Annotated in this window: 11 protein-coding genes; 9 read left to right on the forward strand and 2 right to left on the reverse strand. The window is 49.2% G+C overall.

Going from position 1 to position 18,410, the window contains the following annotated elements; all coding sequences use genetic code 11:
* Positions 1–420: 420 nt before the first annotated feature.
* The 8 genes from B060_RS0115005 to B060_RS0115040 all read left to right on the forward strand — a co-directional run bounded on the left by B060_RS0115005 (position 421) and on the right by B060_RS0115040 (position 14,369).
* On the forward strand, positions 421–1,815 hold the full coding sequence (locus tag B060_RS0115005; protein WP_018082617.1) for a glycosyltransferase family 4 protein: 1,395 nt from the start codon (positions 421–423) through the stop codon (positions 1,813–1,815).
* Positions 1,812–3,269, forward strand: coding sequence for a glycosyltransferase family 4 protein (locus tag B060_RS0115010; RefSeq protein ID WP_018082618.1), 1,458 nt, complete (start codon positions 1,812–1,814; stop codon positions 3,267–3,269). Before B060_RS0115005 ends, B060_RS0115010 begins: the two co-directional genes overlap by 4 nt.
* Entirely contained in the window at positions 3,244–4,209 is a 966-nt protein-coding gene (locus tag B060_RS27250; RefSeq protein ID WP_155847711.1) for a class I SAM-dependent methyltransferase, read from the forward strand. The genes B060_RS0115010 and B060_RS27250 overlap by 26 nt, the downstream gene beginning before the upstream one ends.
* 129 nt (positions 4,210–4,338) lie before the next feature.
* Positions 4,339–6,852: an FkbM family methyltransferase gene (locus B060_RS26190; RefSeq protein ID WP_018082620.1), complete on the forward strand. Its 2,514-nt coding sequence runs from the start codon at positions 4,339–4,341 to the stop codon at positions 6,850–6,852.
* Positions 6,853–6,909: 57 nt separating this feature from the next.
* On the forward strand, positions 6,910–9,363 hold the full coding sequence (locus B060_RS0115025) for a glycosyltransferase family 4 protein (protein WP_018082621.1): 2,454 nt from the start codon (positions 6,910–6,912) through the stop codon (positions 9,361–9,363).
* A 362-nt stretch (positions 9,364–9,725) separates the two neighbouring features.
* Positions 9,726–11,702 (forward strand): sulfotransferase family 2 domain-containing protein, encoded by a 1,977-nt coding sequence (locus tag B060_RS0115030; protein ID WP_081606874.1) that lies wholly within the window; start codon positions 9,726–9,728, stop codon positions 11,700–11,702.
* A gap of 233 nt (positions 11,703–11,935) precedes the next feature.
* Entirely contained in the window at positions 11,936–13,318 is a 1,383-nt protein-coding gene (locus tag B060_RS0115035; protein ID WP_018082623.1) for a nucleotide sugar dehydrogenase, read from the forward strand.
* 76 nt (positions 13,319–13,394) lie between these two features.
* Positions 13,395–14,369 carry an NAD-dependent epimerase/dehydratase family protein gene (locus B060_RS0115040; protein WP_018082624.1) on the forward strand — a complete coding sequence of 325 codons (975 nt, stop codon included), beginning with the start codon at positions 13,395–13,397 and terminating at the stop codon, positions 14,367–14,369.
* Between the two features lie 999 nt (positions 14,370–15,368).
* Here the strand turns inward: B060_RS0115040 and B060_RS0115045 are convergent.
* Complete coding sequence (locus tag B060_RS0115045; protein ID WP_018082625.1) at positions 15,369–16,145, reverse strand: ABC transporter ATP-binding protein; 777 nt, start codon at positions 16,143–16,145, stop codon at positions 15,369–15,371.
* An 8-nt stretch (positions 16,146–16,153) separates the two neighbouring features.
* On the reverse strand, positions 16,154–16,933 hold the full coding sequence (locus tag B060_RS0115050) for an ABC transporter permease (RefSeq protein WP_018082626.1): 780 nt from the start codon (positions 16,931–16,933) through the stop codon (positions 16,154–16,156).
* Positions 16,934–17,254: 321 nt separating this feature from the next.
* Between B060_RS0115050 and B060_RS0115055 the strand changes: the two genes are divergently transcribed.
* Positions 17,255–18,409, forward strand: a complete 1,155-nt coding sequence (locus tag B060_RS0115055; protein ID WP_026172877.1) for an efflux RND transporter periplasmic adaptor subunit — start codon at positions 17,255–17,257, stop codon at positions 18,407–18,409.
* Position 18,410 lies beyond the last annotated feature (1 nt).

The following is an 18,410-nucleotide window of genomic DNA, read 5'->3' on the forward strand; positions in this document are numbered from 1 at the left end:
ATTCAGCAGCAAAACGCACTCATGGCCCCGGCTCCGGGTTTCACATCCCATGATCGTCCGAGGATGTTTTTGCGCACCGCGGGCTAAGCGATCAGGGCCGACAGAATTCACCGTAGCATTTTCAACTTCGAGCATAAGGAAAATGTGTTTTCGAACAAGCACGTCAAACTAATATCTAAAGTCCGTTGACGTTTTTAACGGCCAAAGATAAGGCATGATTGCGGAGCAACGTTTGCGCGAAAGCCCGTAAAAAATGTCCGAAGACGCGCCTCAAGGTTGAAAAAGTTGCATAGTACTCAGTCGGAATCTATTTCACCGCCTTATGGAACCAACTCGGTCGGCTCGCACCCACATCGCATTTTGCAGGATTTGTCGTTTGCGTCTCTGGGGTATTCCGGCATCCCACAAGATACCCGCCTTATGTTCAAAACATTCGCGCTCATGGACTCCGTTGAGGTTACGGGATTGCTGAGCGAGATGAACGGGGGATATTCACGTTACATTCGAACAAGCACCTCGAACAAAGAATTTGAAACAGCTTTTTACAACGCAAGCATGTTTCTAGCGACCGTCTCCGGTTTGAAAGTAGTACCGTCTAGTCGAATGTTGGCGAGATTTAATCGTCTTTGGGATATTGTTAAGAAGTTCGAGACGTGTGAACTTCCTGCTAATTTTTTTGATGGCGCGATTTGGCGTAATTATTTTCAAAGAACTTTGTCGCCTTCCGATCGCGACCTCATTGTGCGACAACAGTTTCGCTTTACTAACCTGAATTCTCAAGTTATCAACAGCCGTCTCGCCTTGCCTTTTTTTAATCCCCCGCAGTTGAATACTCGTGGTTTCGATTTTTTTATAACTTCAGATCCGCGTCCGGTAAAGCTATCAACGGGAACCAAACTGCTTGTTAGGTATCATGATCCAATTCCCTTGAGTCAGCCTGATACAATGGATAACTCAGATTCGGTGAATATGCATTTTCAAGCCGTTGAACGAACACGGCGAATCGGTTGGTTTGTGTGTAATTCGAAGGCTACCGAACGAGAAATTTTGGACATCTTTCCAACGCTAAGTGGTCGAACCTATACAATTCCGTACGCGCTGCCTGAAGCTTCTACCGCCAAAATCTCCGGCATCAAAATAGCCGACATTATACGGGCGCGTCTGTCCTCAGCTTGCGTAGACAATGAAGGGCATAAGGCTGGAATAATGAAGGATGTGTTGGAGCGCGCCAACCCTGACAAGCCCTTCAAATACATTATGTGGCTTACTTCGATTGAGCCTAAGAAAAACACGATTGGCGTCATTCGCGCTTGGGAGGAAGTTCGATACCGGCATGGTGACGGCTTAAAACTGATATTGGTAGGTAAACCTGCCTGGCGTTATAAGGAAATTTTGAAAGCCATAAAGCCGCGGTATTTAGACGGGGAATTGCTCCATCTCGAGGACTTGCCTTTCGTCGAAATCCAAACCCTTTATCAAAACGCCGAGTGCTTTGTGTTTCCTTCGTTTGCCGAAGGCTTCGGTTTTCCGCCGATGGAGGCACTTAGTCTTGGCACGCCCTCAGTGGTGTCAGATATACCAGCGCATCGTTGGGTCATGGGCGACTCGGTCTTGTACGCAGACCCATACAGTGATGTGAGCATAGCCAACCAGATAGAACGTCTCGTCTATGGCGAAGAGAGACAACAGCTAAAGGCCACACTCGTCAAAAATGGGCGGGATATCTTAGAGCGTTACAGCGTCCGCACCGTGTCCAACCAATGGTCAGACTTACTTAACGAGCTTCGCCAACGTGGCGAAGGAAGTACGATATGACACTTATGAACACCAACTCAAAACGGATCCGTGTGCTCCAAGACTTGTCGATGGGTATGTTGGGTTTCTCTGGCATTCCGCAGGACACGCGGCTCATGTTTAAGACACTGTCTCATATGCCCGATATTGAGGTTACTGGACTACTTAGTGAAATGGGTCCGGGTTATACCGACAATATATCAACCCGAATAAGCACTAATAAACAGTTCAACATTCTTCAGGGGAGTCTATTTTTACTAGCTGCCTCAGGGGTTGAGCTTAACAACCGACGCCGACTGCCTTCATCACTTGGCCGGTTCATCAAACTCTATCGTCTTCTGACGCGAAAATACGCGATCGCGCCTTTGGACTTCGACGCCCTCGACGACTCGATCTGGCGACTGTTCTTTCAAAAGACGCTTGAAGCAGAAGATCGCGATTTAATTCTGAAACAACAGTTTGCTCTGACAAATTTGAACTTCACGTCATTCACTAACAGGCTGAGGTTGCCATTTTTTCGTGCCCCGAGGTTGAGTACCGAAGGGTACGATTTTCTGATTACGTCTGAGCCTCGCCCAATAGCAGTTAGTGCCGGCACACGCCACATAGCGCGCTGTCACGATATAATTCCGTTGACCGACCCAGATATGTTCGACGAGTTCAGCGTGACGAAAACGGCCTTCAGAATGATTCAAAAATCAGGCCCGAAATCCATCTACTGCTGCGTTTCTAAACCCAGTGAAGAGCAGCTACTGCGCGTTTTTCCGGATTTAAAAGGCAGAACGATTACGATTCCAAACGCGCTGCCGACATTAATACCCGAGCGCAGTATCCCCATTCGAGAGATAATCAAAATACGCAAGTCCGACGCGCTGGCGGGACCACATGTATCGATTGGAGATGACTTTAGCTATATTCTTGCGGTTTGCACGCTAGAACCCCGGAAAAATATCTCAAACTTAGTTCGAGCCTGGGAACGTGTCCGGAACGAAGCGTTTCCAAATATTAAACTGATCATTGTTGGTCGTCCCGGCTGGAAATACGAAAGTACCCTAAGTGCCATGCGCCCTGGTATCGCGGCGGGTAATATCATACACTTGCAGGATGTACCATCTCCTGAGCTCAGGTCTCTCTACAAGAATGCTAGATGCTTTGTGTTCCCAAGCTTTTCCGAAGGATTTGGTTTCCCTCCGATGGAGGCAATCCAATGCGGTACACCAGCAATTGTTTCTGATATCGCGGCGCATCGTTGGGTCATGGGAGAGGCGGCGACCTATGTCGACCCGTATGACGTCGATGACATCGCGGGCAAAATAATGAAGCTACTTTTGACACAACAAAGTGACTTACCAGGAGAGGTATTTAATGCACATACGAGGTTCACACTCGATCGTTATAGCGTCGATCAAATCTCTGGCCAGTGGGCCGAACTCTTCGGGCGTTTAAAACATGACGAATTTCTCCGATCTGATTGACCGTATGTTCAGACGCGTCCCATCATTGTCCGATAAACTGGCCGTAAGCAAAAGCGCGCCTATCGTTCTTGGTGCGCACAGCGGAAACAGACTTATTCAAGAAGGCATGCTTGACGACGCGAGTCTTTTCGATGTCGAACCAATAGCGTCGCCTTATAGCTTTGTCAGCGAAACGTGCCGGCTGGATCACTTTCTTGCACCAAGATATCGCTATTGGAGCGAGCAACTTAAGGAAGCCCCTCGCCTCCATCGCAAACAATGGGAATGGGTTTATATCTGCGCGGCGCTTCACGAACGAGGCCTGCTAACCGAGACAAAACGGGGGTTGGGATTTGGGGTCGGGCGTGAACCACTCGCCGACCTGTTCGCCTCTCTTGGCGTCAGCATAACAGCGACGGATCAATCGGCAAGTGATGCCGAAAAAGCTGGTTGGGGTGAGACGCATCAGCACAGCGTTGCATTAGAGGACTTATACACTAAGAAAATTTCGCATCGAAGCACTTTTGATAAAAAAGTGAAATTTCAGGTTAGCGATATGAATAATATATCGCCCGATTTGACGGAATTTGATTTTTGCTGGAGTGCTTGTGCATTCGAACATCTCGGTTCAATCGAACATGGGCTAAATTTCATTACAAACTCGCTAAAAACGCTTCGAAGCGGCGGGGTGTCCATTCATACTACCGAGTTAAATCTCTCATCTGATGAGAAAACCTTCGAACACGAGCACCTTAGTCTTTTTCGGAAACGTGATTTTAAAGCTCTAGCTGCGCGACTACGTGCCCAAGGCCATGACGTGGCACCTCTCAGCTTCTATCCAGGCTCACACCAACTGGATCAGTACGTAGACCTTCCACCATTTTCTAACGACCCTCATCTTCGGCTGGAACTGGCAGGATATGCTTCTACCAGTATAGGCATCATCGTAACTAAGCACTAGCCGTTCCCGCACATTTCAAAAGCCATTAAACCCGGGGGCAAAGTCAAAAGAGCCCTCGAGCTCATTTAATGGCGGAGCGTTTACGCGGAAATCTAAGTTTTAAAAAACTTGTATAACTCTGAGGACAGTATGTCAGGAATAGTATCTTTCGCCCAGAATTTTGAAGATGTGCTCTTATATCGCGCCCTCGGACATATTGAAAAAGGAACCTATATCGACGTTGGAGCACAGCACCCCGTCTTAGATTCGGTCAGCAAAGCGTTTTACGATCTCGGGTGGCGAGGCATTCATGTTGAGCCCACTGACGTGTACGCGAACCTGTTGCGCAATGCGAGGCCTGATGAAATTGTGGTTCAGTCGGCCATTTCCAGTCAACATGGACTCCTCAAATTTTACGAGATACAAGACACAGGACTATCCACAGCTTCAAGCGAAATAGCCGAGACTCATCGCTCGCAGGGCTTTCAAATATTAGAGACCGTTGTTTCAACGGTTACTTTGGCAGACATTTTCAGTTTATTGCATGAGCCCGTTGTACACTGGCTAAAGATAGACGTTGAAGGACTGGAAGATGAAGTTATAGACAGTTGGGGCACGTCTCCAGTCAGGCCCTGGATAGTCGTCGTAGAAAGTACCTACCCTAATTCCAGCCGCGAAATCCATCAGGTCTGGGAACCAAAGTTACTTGCTAGAAAATATACATACGCTCAATTCGATGGCCTAAATAGATACTATGTCGCTGACGAACATTCGGATCTTATCGCAAAGCTCGCTGTCGGCCCTAATTACTTTGACCGGTTTCAATTGACCGAAGATATGTGGGCGTTTGCCTCTGCGCGTCATCGTCTGCACGCAGAGACGTCGGTGGCCCGAGATGATGCAGTCGCAGCGAGAAATGAGCTCCACCAGGTCCACCAGCAACTATTGCATGAAAAAAATCGAAATTCTGCAAGCGAAAGACAGCAATTAGAAGCTATCGCCAGGCTACAAATCACCCACGAAAGAAATTTGGAAGAAAAACGCCAAGAATTATCCAGCGAACTTCTCTCGCTTAAACGCATTCACTCAAAAGAAATAGGTGAGGCGCGGCGTGCTGCAGAAGAGAAAATAAGCAATATCAGGACTGAGTGTGATAGACGGCAAGACGAAATGCGAAACCTGCATCAGGTCGAGCAGACAGAACTCGCCGAGCACCATACAGCCACTCAAAACGACCTAGAATATCGCATACACTGCCTCACAGCGTCTCTGGACAAGGTCAAGCGTGTGGAAATACCGAATTTCAAGCGCGAGATTGATAGCAGAATTAATACAATCTCTACCCTTACCCGTGAACTTGAGTCCCGGCAATCACAGTACGCAAAACTTGAAGATCAAGCCGCACAGCTTCAATATCAAGTCCTTAACTTGCGCGAGCTTTCCTCCCGTCACACCAAAATCGCGCTGTTCTTCTTGCAACAGTATGAAACCTTGACGAGCCGCATCTCATGGCGCGTCACAAGCCCGTTGCGATGGATATCAAGATCGGTCTTTCCAAATGCGATGAGTGAGATAAACGACGTGACAAGGCAGACATTGGGATACAAAGGTGAACTTTTTACGCCACTCGATCAGACATTCGCTAAGAATGTACGCTTCTCGGAGGCGTCGGTGTTGCACCCGAGCGAAACACCGAGTACGACCGTTCCCCTTCGCCAAGAATCCGGATACGCAGCAATGACTTCCCCACAGATCGAATATTCGACCGAGTTAGATCACCTTTTGAGCCTAAACGATTCGGAATTCCTGAAGCAGGCGTATCAACTTGTTCTGGGCAGAGACCCAGACGAGAATGGCAAGGAGACATACGGATCACTGTTACGCAATGGCATTTCTCGTAGCAGCATCATTATAAGCCTATGCAATTCTGAAGAAGGACGAAAGCACCGTAAACCCGAATGGGCTCGCGTGTTGATACAGGCCGAGCAAGCAAATGGCAACTGGTTGAAGCGACTGTTCAGAGGAAGGCGTATCGCCGAACAAAACCTCAGAGTTGATCTTCGCGCACTCTCACTAAAAATAGATTCTGTCCAAACCAGCCTGTCTATACTTCATAGACAAGCGGCCGCGACCGTCCAGATTCAACGCGACATAGCGGAATTGTCGCGTACTGTGCGTCGCCTTGTCAAACAGTCCACGCCGGTATCGGATTCTCCGTTGAATAAAATTGCGCAATATGAAGACGCGATGGAGAAATTTGGTTCGTTTCTCCCCCTTGATCGGGACGCAGTTCCGAACTTGCGAGAGAGACTAGATGATTTCCTTTACGGCACATTTCCTGTGGAGGATCACGGCAACGGGCCTGTTCGCTGGACCGGCGACCGCGCCACTCTAAAAGCGCGAATAACCGGTCGTAGGCTTACCGTTTTAGCCGCATCTCCTTTTAGGGAGAACAGTATCCAATTGATATGTGCTGGCCGTGTGGTCAAAGACCAGGCCATAGGGTTCGATATGACGGACCTGGTTGCAGATGTGTCGCCCTACCTCGGGCGCGAAATTGACATCGATATTGTGCCGCAGTTTGTCACCTGCCCGATAAAAGAGGGTCTTGGTGCTGATATGAGAAAATTAGGTGTAATCGTCGGTGAAGTATATTGCGATTGAGAAGGGCGTGTGCCTCAGAATTGTAGAAATCGTAGTTTAATTGGGTAAGGGCTAAAAATGGATTCGATGTGGCGCGGACATGCCGTAATATTGACGCCGGCTTGGCTACGCGGCGATGGTGTCGGCCATGACGTTGAGGGTATGGCGCGCGCCCTTATTGCCGACGGCTTCAAGACATACGTCTATAGTCCTTACCATACTGAAAAAGACTATGAGATTTGGACAACATCCGTCGAGACAATACGAGCCCTACTGCAGCTCGAAGATACCATATTGATCTACCATCACTCAGTTGGTGCAGATTTGACTGAGAGTTTGCTTCTGTCGGCGCGTTGCAAAACGCGAATTATGCGGTACCACAACGTAACCCCTCCGGCCTTTTTTGAAGGGTATAATGAAGATTGGGTTCGCAATTGCGCGACGGGGCGCCGCGTAACTTACGAATTGGTGAAGGCATGCACGGATTTTCTAGTTCCGAGTTACTATGACGCTCGTGATCTCATAAATGCTGGTGTAAACCCTTCGAAGATCACATATCTTCCCTATTTCCACAAGCTTGACGACTTCGATCGAACGACAGAAAATTCTGAAACCGTGTCTCGTCTGAAAAATGACTCCAGACTTCACGTATTATTTGTCGGAAGGCGGGTCAATAACAAAGGTCACAAGCATCTACTCGAAATAATAGCTAAATATTGCGAGATGTATGATCGCGATATTGTCTTGCATATAGTTGGAACTAAAGATGCCGGGCTGGCGAAATACAACGAAGAACTTTTATCATTAACAAATGAATTAAATATAACTGAAAACGTAATATTTTACGATAAAAGTTCGTTTGATTCTATAGTTGCCTTCTATAAAAATTGCGATGTATTCTTATGCACGAGCGAACACGAAGGCTTTTGCATCCCGATTATTGAAGCGGAATATTGCGGATTACCCGTAATCGCTTATTATTACACAGGCGTTCCCGAGGCTCTGGGCCCTACTCAGATTAGCATAGATACTCTCAACTATGCGAAATATGCGGTTGAATTACGCAGAATACGCACTGAGTCGGGTCTGAAGGAAAGTTTGGGTGAAGCTGGCTCTCAGTCAGTGAGGGAACGATTTTCTATTGAAGACACAATTCAAAATTTCAACCAATATATTGGAAAACTGTTCACGCAGAAGCATCACAGCACTGTCTTGAATTCTGGCGTTGTGACGACCTCTAAATCTTCACTTGCGTCGAAGCGGCTTCGAGTTGCTTTCGTCGTTCAAAGGTTTGGAAAGCAGGTTTCTGGCGGCGCGGAGACATTTGTGCGGCTATTTGCTGAACGCTTGTCTTCCATATTTGATATCACCGTTGTCTCCACTTCATCGTTAACGATGGACTGGGAAAATTCCGTTCCCCTTTACGAGGATGAAGCCTCTGACCCAAGATATAAGGTGATAAGGTTCCCGGCCCGGCACAAAAGGGACTGGGAGGCTTTTTCTGCAGGCACGGTCAAAGCTGCTAAATCTGAGATTGACATCAGTGAATGGATGGCTAGCCACGGCCCCCAGGTGCCGGAGATGGCAACTTATTTGATGAAGCATCACGACCAGTTTGACGTCGTCGTGAACTGGACCTACTTATTCAGCAATATGGAGTATGTGGCGAGATTAAGCGGAAAAGTCCCGCTGATCTGCGTTCCCTTCTTCCATGACGAGAACTTTGCATATCTACCAGGCATGCAGGATCTATGCGCCGCATACGAAGGATTTGTGTTCCAGACAGATGCAGAACGCAACCTTGCAGACCAGCTCTATCCGATTGAAAACGCACAAAAAATTACCCTCGGCTGTGGGATAAACGAAGATTCTGTCGGCACTCGGTCTTTGGAACGCCAAGACCGCTTTCCATGGCCTTACATCGTATATGTCGGGCGCATTGAGCCAGCCAAGGCTGTGGATGAACTGTTCCGCCTCTTCGAAAAGTACAAGGCGGATTTTCCCGGTGATCTTAAGCTCGTTCTAATCGGCAAACCGTTCCAGATCGAGATTCCAAAGCATCCTGACATCGTACACGCTGGATTTGTGTCTGACGAAGACAAGCAGATTATCATTGATCAAGCTTTAGTTTTGGTCAATCCAAGTCATTTCGAATCCTTTTCCCTTGTATTACTGGAGGCGTGGGCAATGTCCTGCCCCGTTCTTGTGACCACCTCGTGCAATGCAACTTCGGAACAGGTCCGAAAAAGTGGCGGCGGTTTGGTTTTCAGCAACTACCGTGATTTTGCCTGGTGCCTAAACATGTTGCAGTCAAACCCCGAGTTGGCTAAGACTTTGGGCGAAGAGGGACATGAATACTACGTGCAGAACTATCTGTGGAGTGAACTAACACCTCGCTTAAGCGCCTTCATATCTGACACACACAGATACTGGCTAGGCAAAAACGGCCAGGAAAGTACCTCACTGCTTGAGTACAACGAAAGTCCGGACGATGAAGTGATGCCACCTTCTCGGAAAGGTCTGCCGATTTAACTTGACTTATCTGTCGAGTTCCACTCGAAAACGGGGGATAGAATGCCCGTCTTCGGGTAAAGTTTGACAGACTTTCCCAAAGATAAGCTCACGTAAAACCGGAATTTCCCAATTGAAATCCGGTTTGGGCGATGTGGAGAATTTCACTAGTAAGGCGTCAAAGTAGGTCACCACCTAATTTGGCCCGACTGCGTTCTGCCGATCAGCGGGTCGCATTAGGTGTGATGATCCGGTCGCTAATCCATCGCACATAGCGTAATTACATTTAGTTTACCGGATTGTGTTCCAAGCACCTTGCGCCTGAAAATATGAGCGTTTAAGATTCAGTATATCCGCGTCATTCTGCATTTTTTGGAGTAATAATGAGTGTAAAACGGAAGCAGAGTTTTTTTTCCGGTCGTATAGTGTACGATCATGTACCAAAAACTGCTGGTCAAGCCATTCGCTTATGGTTGCAGAGGGAATTGGGCACGGGCACTGTCACAGGCAACCTAGTCGGCAAACACGACGACATATTACGTCTGCATGGCGGACTACACCCAATTATTTGCGGACACCTCATATTCGAAGGCTCGGGGTTAGATCCTCGTTACTCATACTTCACGAACATACGCGAACCTGTGGAGAGAGCCGTCTCTTGGCTTCATTTTATCGTAAATAATCACCGGCCCGACGAGTTGACGCCAGGCCTATGGGAACAGGCCGAGGTCTTTTTACGAACCGGCGATGAGTTGGGTGAAATGATTCCCTATCACCTAAACAATCACTATGTGAATCATTTTTCATCGATTAGTTCCACGGCCCAGATGACAGACGAATCGAAGCTGGAACTGGCGCTGCAAAATATTCAACAATACGACGTTATTGGTGATTTTGGTGACCTGCCTCAATTTACTCGCAACATCTCAAATTTTTTGAAAATTCCCGTCGCGACCAAGCTCGAGCACACAAATATAACTAGTTTTCGTCCTGAAATAACGCAGATCTCTACGAACCTCCGCGAACGCCTTTTTGAACTGAACAATTTGGACCTCCAGTTTTATCAGAAACTGAAGAGCGTAAATTTTCACGCCAATTCGAAACGAAAGGTTGAAAACATAGTAGAGCGCAAATGGGAAGTTTACAATGAGCCTCACCTTCCCACCGAAAAGCCTAAAACAATTCAAGTTGTTGCAGTTAAGTTAAAGCCTGAATCTTATGTGCTTGATAGCCGGGAGATATTAGATTTTTCTTTGTCCTTTTCTACTGAATTGTCCATCGAGAAAATCGACTTAATAATATCTATTTACGACGAGGAGGGACGTCTGGCCTTCGAGAGTTCCTCTGATCTCTCTTCGTCCTCACCGACAAATTTGTGCCCAGGCGTCTACGAAACGCATTTTTATCTGGTTCCTGACCTGCCGGAGGGAGAATACTCTGTCAGATTCTCTTTCCAGGAGTTCGACAATGGCTCTTCACATCACCTCGGTGGTGTAGACTACGACTTGCGCTTCCGCGTCCAAGTTGATCGTAAAGTCGAAACCAAAGGATATTCCGCACTCTCGGCAAAATTCCTATGCCATCAGATCAGCTCTGACCCGATTGTGGATTTTGACGACGCAACAGGTTTTACCGCGGTTAGCGGAACGTTTGAGAAAATGCACCCCAATGAAACACTTTGGGTGCCAGTAGAGATCGTGAACCGCTCGCTACATGATTGGGTTGGCACGATTGACAAGCCACTGCAACTGAAACACGAATGGATGATGGCGGGCGACAATAGCTGGGTTGACGCTCCAAAACCCCACTTCATCATCGACAGGATTGACGCGCAATCTTCTTTTGTTGCCAATATCAACATCAAGGCGCCCTACCAGCCGGGCCCTTACGATCTACGATTTATTTTGGCGCAAGGCGATAGTGACCTGGCGAGTTTCGGGTTTGCATCCGATGGATTCACCGTCAATGTAATAAAATGGTCTGAGGCTAAACGCTATGGAGCCGCCGATGTACGCCTCTTTTCTACCACCGGCCAGCCGCTTGGGAGTGTGAAGGCCTCAAGTGGCGCAGACGGGTTTTTGACCTACGGACCCTTTTGCGATCTGCCACGGGGAGACTATTTGGTAGTTTTCGAAGGATCAGTCGTCGATCCAGGTACGAGCTCGTACGCAGATGTGGCGGTAAACGAGCATGTTCTCATTCAAAAGCCACTGGATAAAGAGGAGAACACCAACGTCATCGCTCAACTCGCATTTAGCTTAGAAAGAAATAGTTCTAGGGTAGAATTTAGGATTTGGGTAGATAGACATGCCGATATCCAGTTGAGTGGCATCCAAGTTGTGCCGACCCGCCTTGATTAACAACCAACCACCCTTGCCCGTACCGGTCGACGCAGACATGTATCGGCATCGAGATAGCCCTGTTATGCTCCAGTTTCGAGTGCAAGGAACATCGGCGCCTGGCGCGTAATAATGGCGTAATCTGCGGTATTTTCCAGACAATTTTGGGTGGAATCGATTTACCGCCATAATCCGCCTTGCGCCGTTTGCCCGCTCTCGCTATACGCAATAATCTACGTAATTATGAGGCTAAAATGAGAGTTGCCAACACTTATCCTGACCGTCATGTATGTGTAATTGGCCTTGGTTATGTGGGCTTGACGCTTGCAGTTGCGCTGGCAGAGGTTGGTTTCCAAGTTCATGGTGTGGAGCTGAACCCGAAGACTGTCGAGGTCATTCAAAGTGGGAGGGCCCCTTTTAAAGAGACAGGCCTGGACTTGAGACTTGCCGCTCAAGTATCAGCAGGAAATTTGACGGCCTCGCTGGATTGGCCAGCACCTGGCACTTCAAACGTCTATATTGTGACCGTCGGCACACCGCTGGGAGCTGGCGAGAAAATAACGAATTTGACGTCCATTCGTCACGTTGCTGAGCGTTTGTCAGAGAATTTACGCCCAAACAACCTCATACTTCTCCGTTCGACGGTGCGCGTAGGTGTCAGCCGGGATATCGTTAAGGCCGCCTTGGATACGTCGGGCTTGCCCTACGATCTCGCTTTCTGTCCCGAACGCACTCTTGAGGGAAAAGCCCTTCACGAGTTACGCACTCTCCCGCAAATCATAGGTGGTCTGACGCCAGCCTCGACCATGCGGGCCAGCCAGTTTTTCAATTTTCTGACACCGACCACCATTCGAGTGCGTGATCTCGAGACGGCGGAAATGATCAAACTGATCAACAATACGCAACGAGATCTTATGTTTGCGTTCGCAAACGAGGTTGCGGAAATGTGTGACGCCATCGGCGTATCCGCTCTTGAGGTGATAGAAGCGGGCAACATGGGTTACCCGCGTGCATCTATGCCAATCCCTGGACCAGTCGGCGGTCCTTGTCTTGAAAAGGATCCCTATATCTTGGCAGAAGGCGTTACGGCTCGTGGAGGCGAAGTCCGCATGCCGCTTCTGGGACGTGAAGTCAACGAGGCACTCCCATCCCGCACTGCCAAGATCGTTTTCGATGAGTTGTTGGAACGGGGCCCTTCTGAAAAGATTCAGAAAGGTGTTATCATGGGAGTGGCATTCAAAGGCCGGCCCGAGACCTCCGACTTACGTGGCACCTTAGCGATACCGCTAATCAAAGAATTAAAAACTGTTTTCCCTGATGTGAAGCTGGTCGCATACGATCCCTCCGTACCAGACTCTGACGTTGAGTCCCTGGGCGTTGAGGTAAGCTCATCGGCGTCGGAAGCTTTTGAAGGGGCCAGCTTTGTTATTTATCAGAATAACAACGTGATTTTTCAGTCCCTGGATTTATCCGCACTCAGTCAGTCGTTAGCGCCGGGTGCGATAATTTACGACATGTGGAATCAATATGATTCTGAAATGCTCCATCTTCGGGATGACACAGTTTATTTTGGCTTGGGAACTCGTATTTTGGCGTCAATTTCGGGAACCGCTGGTCTCGCTGACACCAAAAGCTAAGTTACGGCCTGCTCCGCCGCTGATTTGGCAAAAAGCCAAATTTTGTGGTCTTTATTAAAAAAAAAACGGAAGTCTCATGTCTAAAATACTTGTCACCGGAGCAGCTGGTTTTCTCGGCTTCTTTATCGCGAGACAGCTTGCCTCAGACCCCAACAATTTGGTTGTCTGTGTCGATAATTTTATTCGCGGCGAAAACGACAGTTTGTATCAGGAACTGACGAGTCGGGAGAATGTTCAGGCCATAACGGCAGATTTGAACGACTCCGCGGCCGTGGCGTTGCTGCCGGACGATATTGAAATTATTTTCCACATGGCTGCGCTGAACGGAACTCAGAATTTTTACGAGCGTCCTTTTGAGGTCGTACGGTGCTGCACCTTACCGACGATGCACCTCATTGAAAAATATGGTCCGCTTAATACACTGAAGCGATGGATTTACGCTGGAACGTCTGAGGCATATGCGTCAACCGTGACGCGTTTTGGCTGGGAGGTCCCTACGGCCGAGAACGTGCCTCTTGGCATAGACGACATCTTTAACTCACGTTGGTCATATGGTGCATCGAAGATGCACGGCGAGATAGCGACGGTCAATGGATGTCGACACTTCGACATTCCCTTTACTGTTGTCAGATTTCACAATGCCTATGGCCCGCGGATGGGAGATAAGCACGTTATACCAGATTTCCTGGTGCGTGCGCGTAGCGGTGTTTTCGAGCTTTTTGGCCATGAAGATACCCGCTCATTCATATATGCCGAGGATGCTGCCAAGGCTACCATTGCGCTGGGATACGCAGACGGTGCGAAAGACCAGGTTGTAAATGTTGGCTCTGAGGACGAGATGACAATTCGTGATCTTGGTTACGCCATCATGAAGGCAGCGAACCTCGAGGGCGAGATCGTACTTCACCCGTCCCCCAAAGGTAGCGTTAAGCGTCGCGCTCCAAACATATCGCTGTTGCGACAAATCGCAGGCTATGAGCCTGAGTGGACACTTGAAGAGGGCCTGAAGAAGACGGCCGCCTATTACTTACAAGACTCGGAAGAAGCATAGTTGTTCCGCTTGGGCGCAGGAAAGGTTCCAACTTTTCTGCGTTCAGGCGGGAGCCAGGCTTCGTGCCAGTTGGTTTCCGCATCACAGGTTCAAATCGAAAACTCATCCCTTTGTCACAATCGATGGGAACTCTCGGCAAAATTGTGCGAGGCCGCGGACTTGGCGTTTCACCGATGACTTCGCAGATTTGACGAACGCTGTTTCAGTTGCTTTGCTCTTTGGAATGAGATGCGTTGGCGATTGAAAGAGGGTTTCGATTAGAAGTCGATGCGTCGGGTTTAAGGTCCTTTGAAAGAACATACCGCCAAACGACAGTTGCGCGGCAACGTTCGTAATTGAGCTTTGAGTACGCCGGCAGACATCGGAAGGATGCAGCCATCGCCGTTGGTGTCGAACAGTGAATACTAGACGCCTGGACCTAGCGGTTAGTTATCGTTGGTCCGGATGGCACGAGGCACCGCCGCCATAAAGGTGCCTCGCCGAAGTTAACGCATGCCCCTGATTCAGATGATCGACGTCGTTCCCATGTCTTCATTTCGTCGACACATATGATCTTTTGTTGCCGGGCTTGGAACAGAAGCATCAATCTGCCCTGACACGTCACGTGCATTTGTCTTCGACAATTGGGCTTTCGGTTCTACCAACGCCGGTGGTATGAGGTCGTTACGAAGTCCTGTTTGGGGCGTCAAAGGTAGCCCCTTGATCTTGGCGGAAATTTATTCCGGTCTTGACAGTTTAGGCAGATCAAACATCTCTGTCGCTTGGCACCTCTCCCCCACTCAAGTCGATGGCCATTAGACCGCAGAGTCTTGGGTAAATTATTTCAGTTTCTGTAGACGTCCCCCCGATATAATCTATCGCTTTTTCCACAAAGAGCTGCAACCTCGCCTTTAGATCGATCAGCGATATTCACGACCTTAGGATCGTAGGGTGTAGATTAAAAACCTCAAAATAAGGGAAAAAGGAACGCTCGGTCGATCCAACGCAACTCGAAACAGATTAAGACATCTGGCCTTCAACATCTCGCGCGACAGGCTTTTGTGAATTAAAATCCCAGCCATCGACCTCGCCAAAATACACCTGCTCGCCCGCATCCAAGACAAGCAATTTGTTACACATCAGTTGAATCATTGGGAAGGAGTGTGATGCCAATATCATACCGCGGGATTTGTCTAAGAGACTATCCATCCTTTGTTTGGCTTTAACAATGAAATCGGCATCTCCCGTGCTCAACCACTCGTCGAATAGTAAAATGTCGGGATCCAAAGTTGTTGACACGGCAAAGACTAGCCTGGATGCCATCCCTGCGGAGAAAGTCTTCACGGGTAAGTCAATGAAGCTACCGAGATCAGAGAATTCGATCAGTTCGTCCATCTGAAGCTGAATTTGACGTGTGGTGAACCCACGCATTCGGCCCATGTTAATAATATTGTCCCGACCCGTGAGATTCGGATCCAGCCCCAGGCCCACATCAATCATGGATGATATGCGGCCGTTCACCTCAATATGACCTCGCGTAGGCTCATAAATTCCGGCAACGAGCTTTAGAAGCGTGGTCTTCCCAGCGCCATTGTGCCCAATTACTCCGAGTCTGTCGCCCACGTTGAGGGTAAAGTTTAGGCGCGAGAGTGCTTGAACATGTATGATATCGCTTCCGTCCTTGAGCAGTTTACCGCCCACAGACAAATTAACCATCATATTGCGCAATGACTGTGCTCTAACGGAGTACACAGGATAAACAAGATCAACGTAATTTAAGCGTATAAGCACCGACATTTTTTATCCTAAATCCAAAAAGGAATCTTGGAGCGAAATCTTGAGAAAAAGAACAGCCACAAGAGAGAACCTATTATTAAACTGGCTGCGCTCAGTTCCCACGCCAGCGACGGTGCCGTCGTTCCCAACAAAGGGGATCGGACGATTTCCATGAGACCATAAAATGGATTTACGCGAACCAACCATACCCGCCAACCGTCCATATTGTTCGGATGCCAGAATACAGGGGTCATGAAGAAGATAATCTGAGACATAAACGGAAGCAAAAACCGCAAATCTCGGAACCTAGCGGCCACCATGGACGCCAGGGTCCCCCACACCAAGCAGTTGCAATAAACCAACACAAGCGCTGGCAGTATGGTCCAGTCTGGAATTGCTAACCGCGTCAAAATGGCCATCGCTAAATAATAAGCGACCAGATTATGCAAAAAGACCAGAAATACCCTCGTGACACTCTCGAATGCGTAATAGGTGAATGGATACGCGTGGTTCTTAATAATGTTCGACGACGACATATAGACTTCAGGCGCCTCGGTAAGAACATACCCAGGCAGATAAAAACATAATATGCCCGCCATAATATATGGGAGAATGTCTGGCAGGCTTTGCTTTTGTATGCCCCCCATAACTATAGCAAGCGCGATTGAGGTTGCAACCATCGCACCGGAGATCCATATCGACCCCAATACAGTGCGCTTATATTTTGCAGATATTTCATGATATGCTTGGTAAACCCAAACATGGTATAGTAATAGCCCGCGGCGTAAGTCGTTTATAGCCTTTTTCAACTTTTAGACCTTCAATAGGATCGCCCTTAGCGGCACGAAAAATCCGCCGCCCTATTACCGGCAATTCAACGATTAAACTAGTATTTTTTTTTCTTCGCGACCGAAAAATAGGCGCTGCAAGTTATTTCGAGCCTAAATTGAATCAGGCTGTCACAACTAAGCAGAATTGGTCATGCATAACGGTCGAAAATGTGGCGTTGTCTGCAAAAAGCGCATAGTGGACACGTGAGACCAGCGCATTGTGTCGATTTTTTCCTGCATCAGGTCCGCCGGACTTCCCTTGCTGATACGTTAGTAAACCAGATATGTATGAGGTCTTCCGTGTTAAAACCTGTTACCCCAGCCCTCGCCGCCCTGTTTATGGGAGCGATCGCCCTTTCTGGCTGCTCCAAAAAGGATGATGCCCCGAAGGGCGCGCGCGGCCCAGCGACGGTGGGCTACGTCGTGGTTTCGACTCAGCCCTTCAGCGTGACGCAGGATCTGTCCGGTCGCACCTCGGCTTACCTGGTCTCCGATGTGCGCCCGCAAGTCGGCGGAATCATCAAGGCACGGCAGTTCACTGAAGGCGGTCTCGTCACCGCCGGCCAGTCGCTTTATCAGATCGATCCGGCCACCTACCAGGCCGCGCTTTCGAGCGCCCAGGCCCAGCAGGCGCAGGCCCAGGCCAATTTTGATGCCGCCAAGCAGAAGGCCGACCGTTACAGCCAGCTTATCGCCATCAAGGCCATCAGCCAGCAGGACTATGACGACGCCCAGACGGCGCTGAAGACCGCCGCAGCGACACTTGCCCTGCAAAAGGCCGCCGTCCAGACCGCCAGCATCAATTTGAACTACACCAAAGTGACCTCGCCGATATCCGGCCGCGTCGGCAAATCAACGGTGACGCCCGGCGCACTCGTTACCGCCAACCAGACACAAGCCCTGGCCACCGTGCAGGACCTGTCGAAGGTCTATGTCGATATTACCCAGTCGGCCACCGACCTTCTAAAGCTCAAGCGTGCCTTAAAAAGCGGCGAACTGGGCGCGGCTGATCATGCCGATGTCAGCCTGACGCTCGATGACGGCTCGGCCTACCCCCTCACCGGCCGTCTCGAATTCTCCGATGTCAGCGTCGATGCCTCGACTGGCGCGGTCTCCCTGCGCGCTATTTTCGCCAACCCTGAAGGTTTGCTGTTGCCGGGCATGTATGTCCGCGCCCGCATCGTCAAGGGGACGGTCGCGCAAGGCATCCTGATACCGCAGGGCGCAGTGGTGCTCGACGCCAAGGGCGGCGCCAGCGTGCTGCTGGCCGGCGATGACAATAAGGCCCACAAGCAGGTCATCAAGCTGGGCCAGATGCAGGGCAGCCAGTGGCAGGTCATGGAGGGTCTGAAGGCCGGCGACAAGGTGATCGCCGAGGGCGCCATGAAGCTGAAGGACAAGGGTGATATCAAGGCCAAGCCCGTCAAGCCCGCCGCGCCGGCAACGGAGCAATAGA

Source organism: Asticcacaulis benevestitus DSM 16100 = ATCC BAA-896 (genome assembly GCF_000376105.1).
GTDB classification, from domain to species: domain Bacteria; phylum Pseudomonadota; class Alphaproteobacteria; order Caulobacterales; family Caulobacteraceae; genus Asticcacaulis; species Asticcacaulis benevestitus.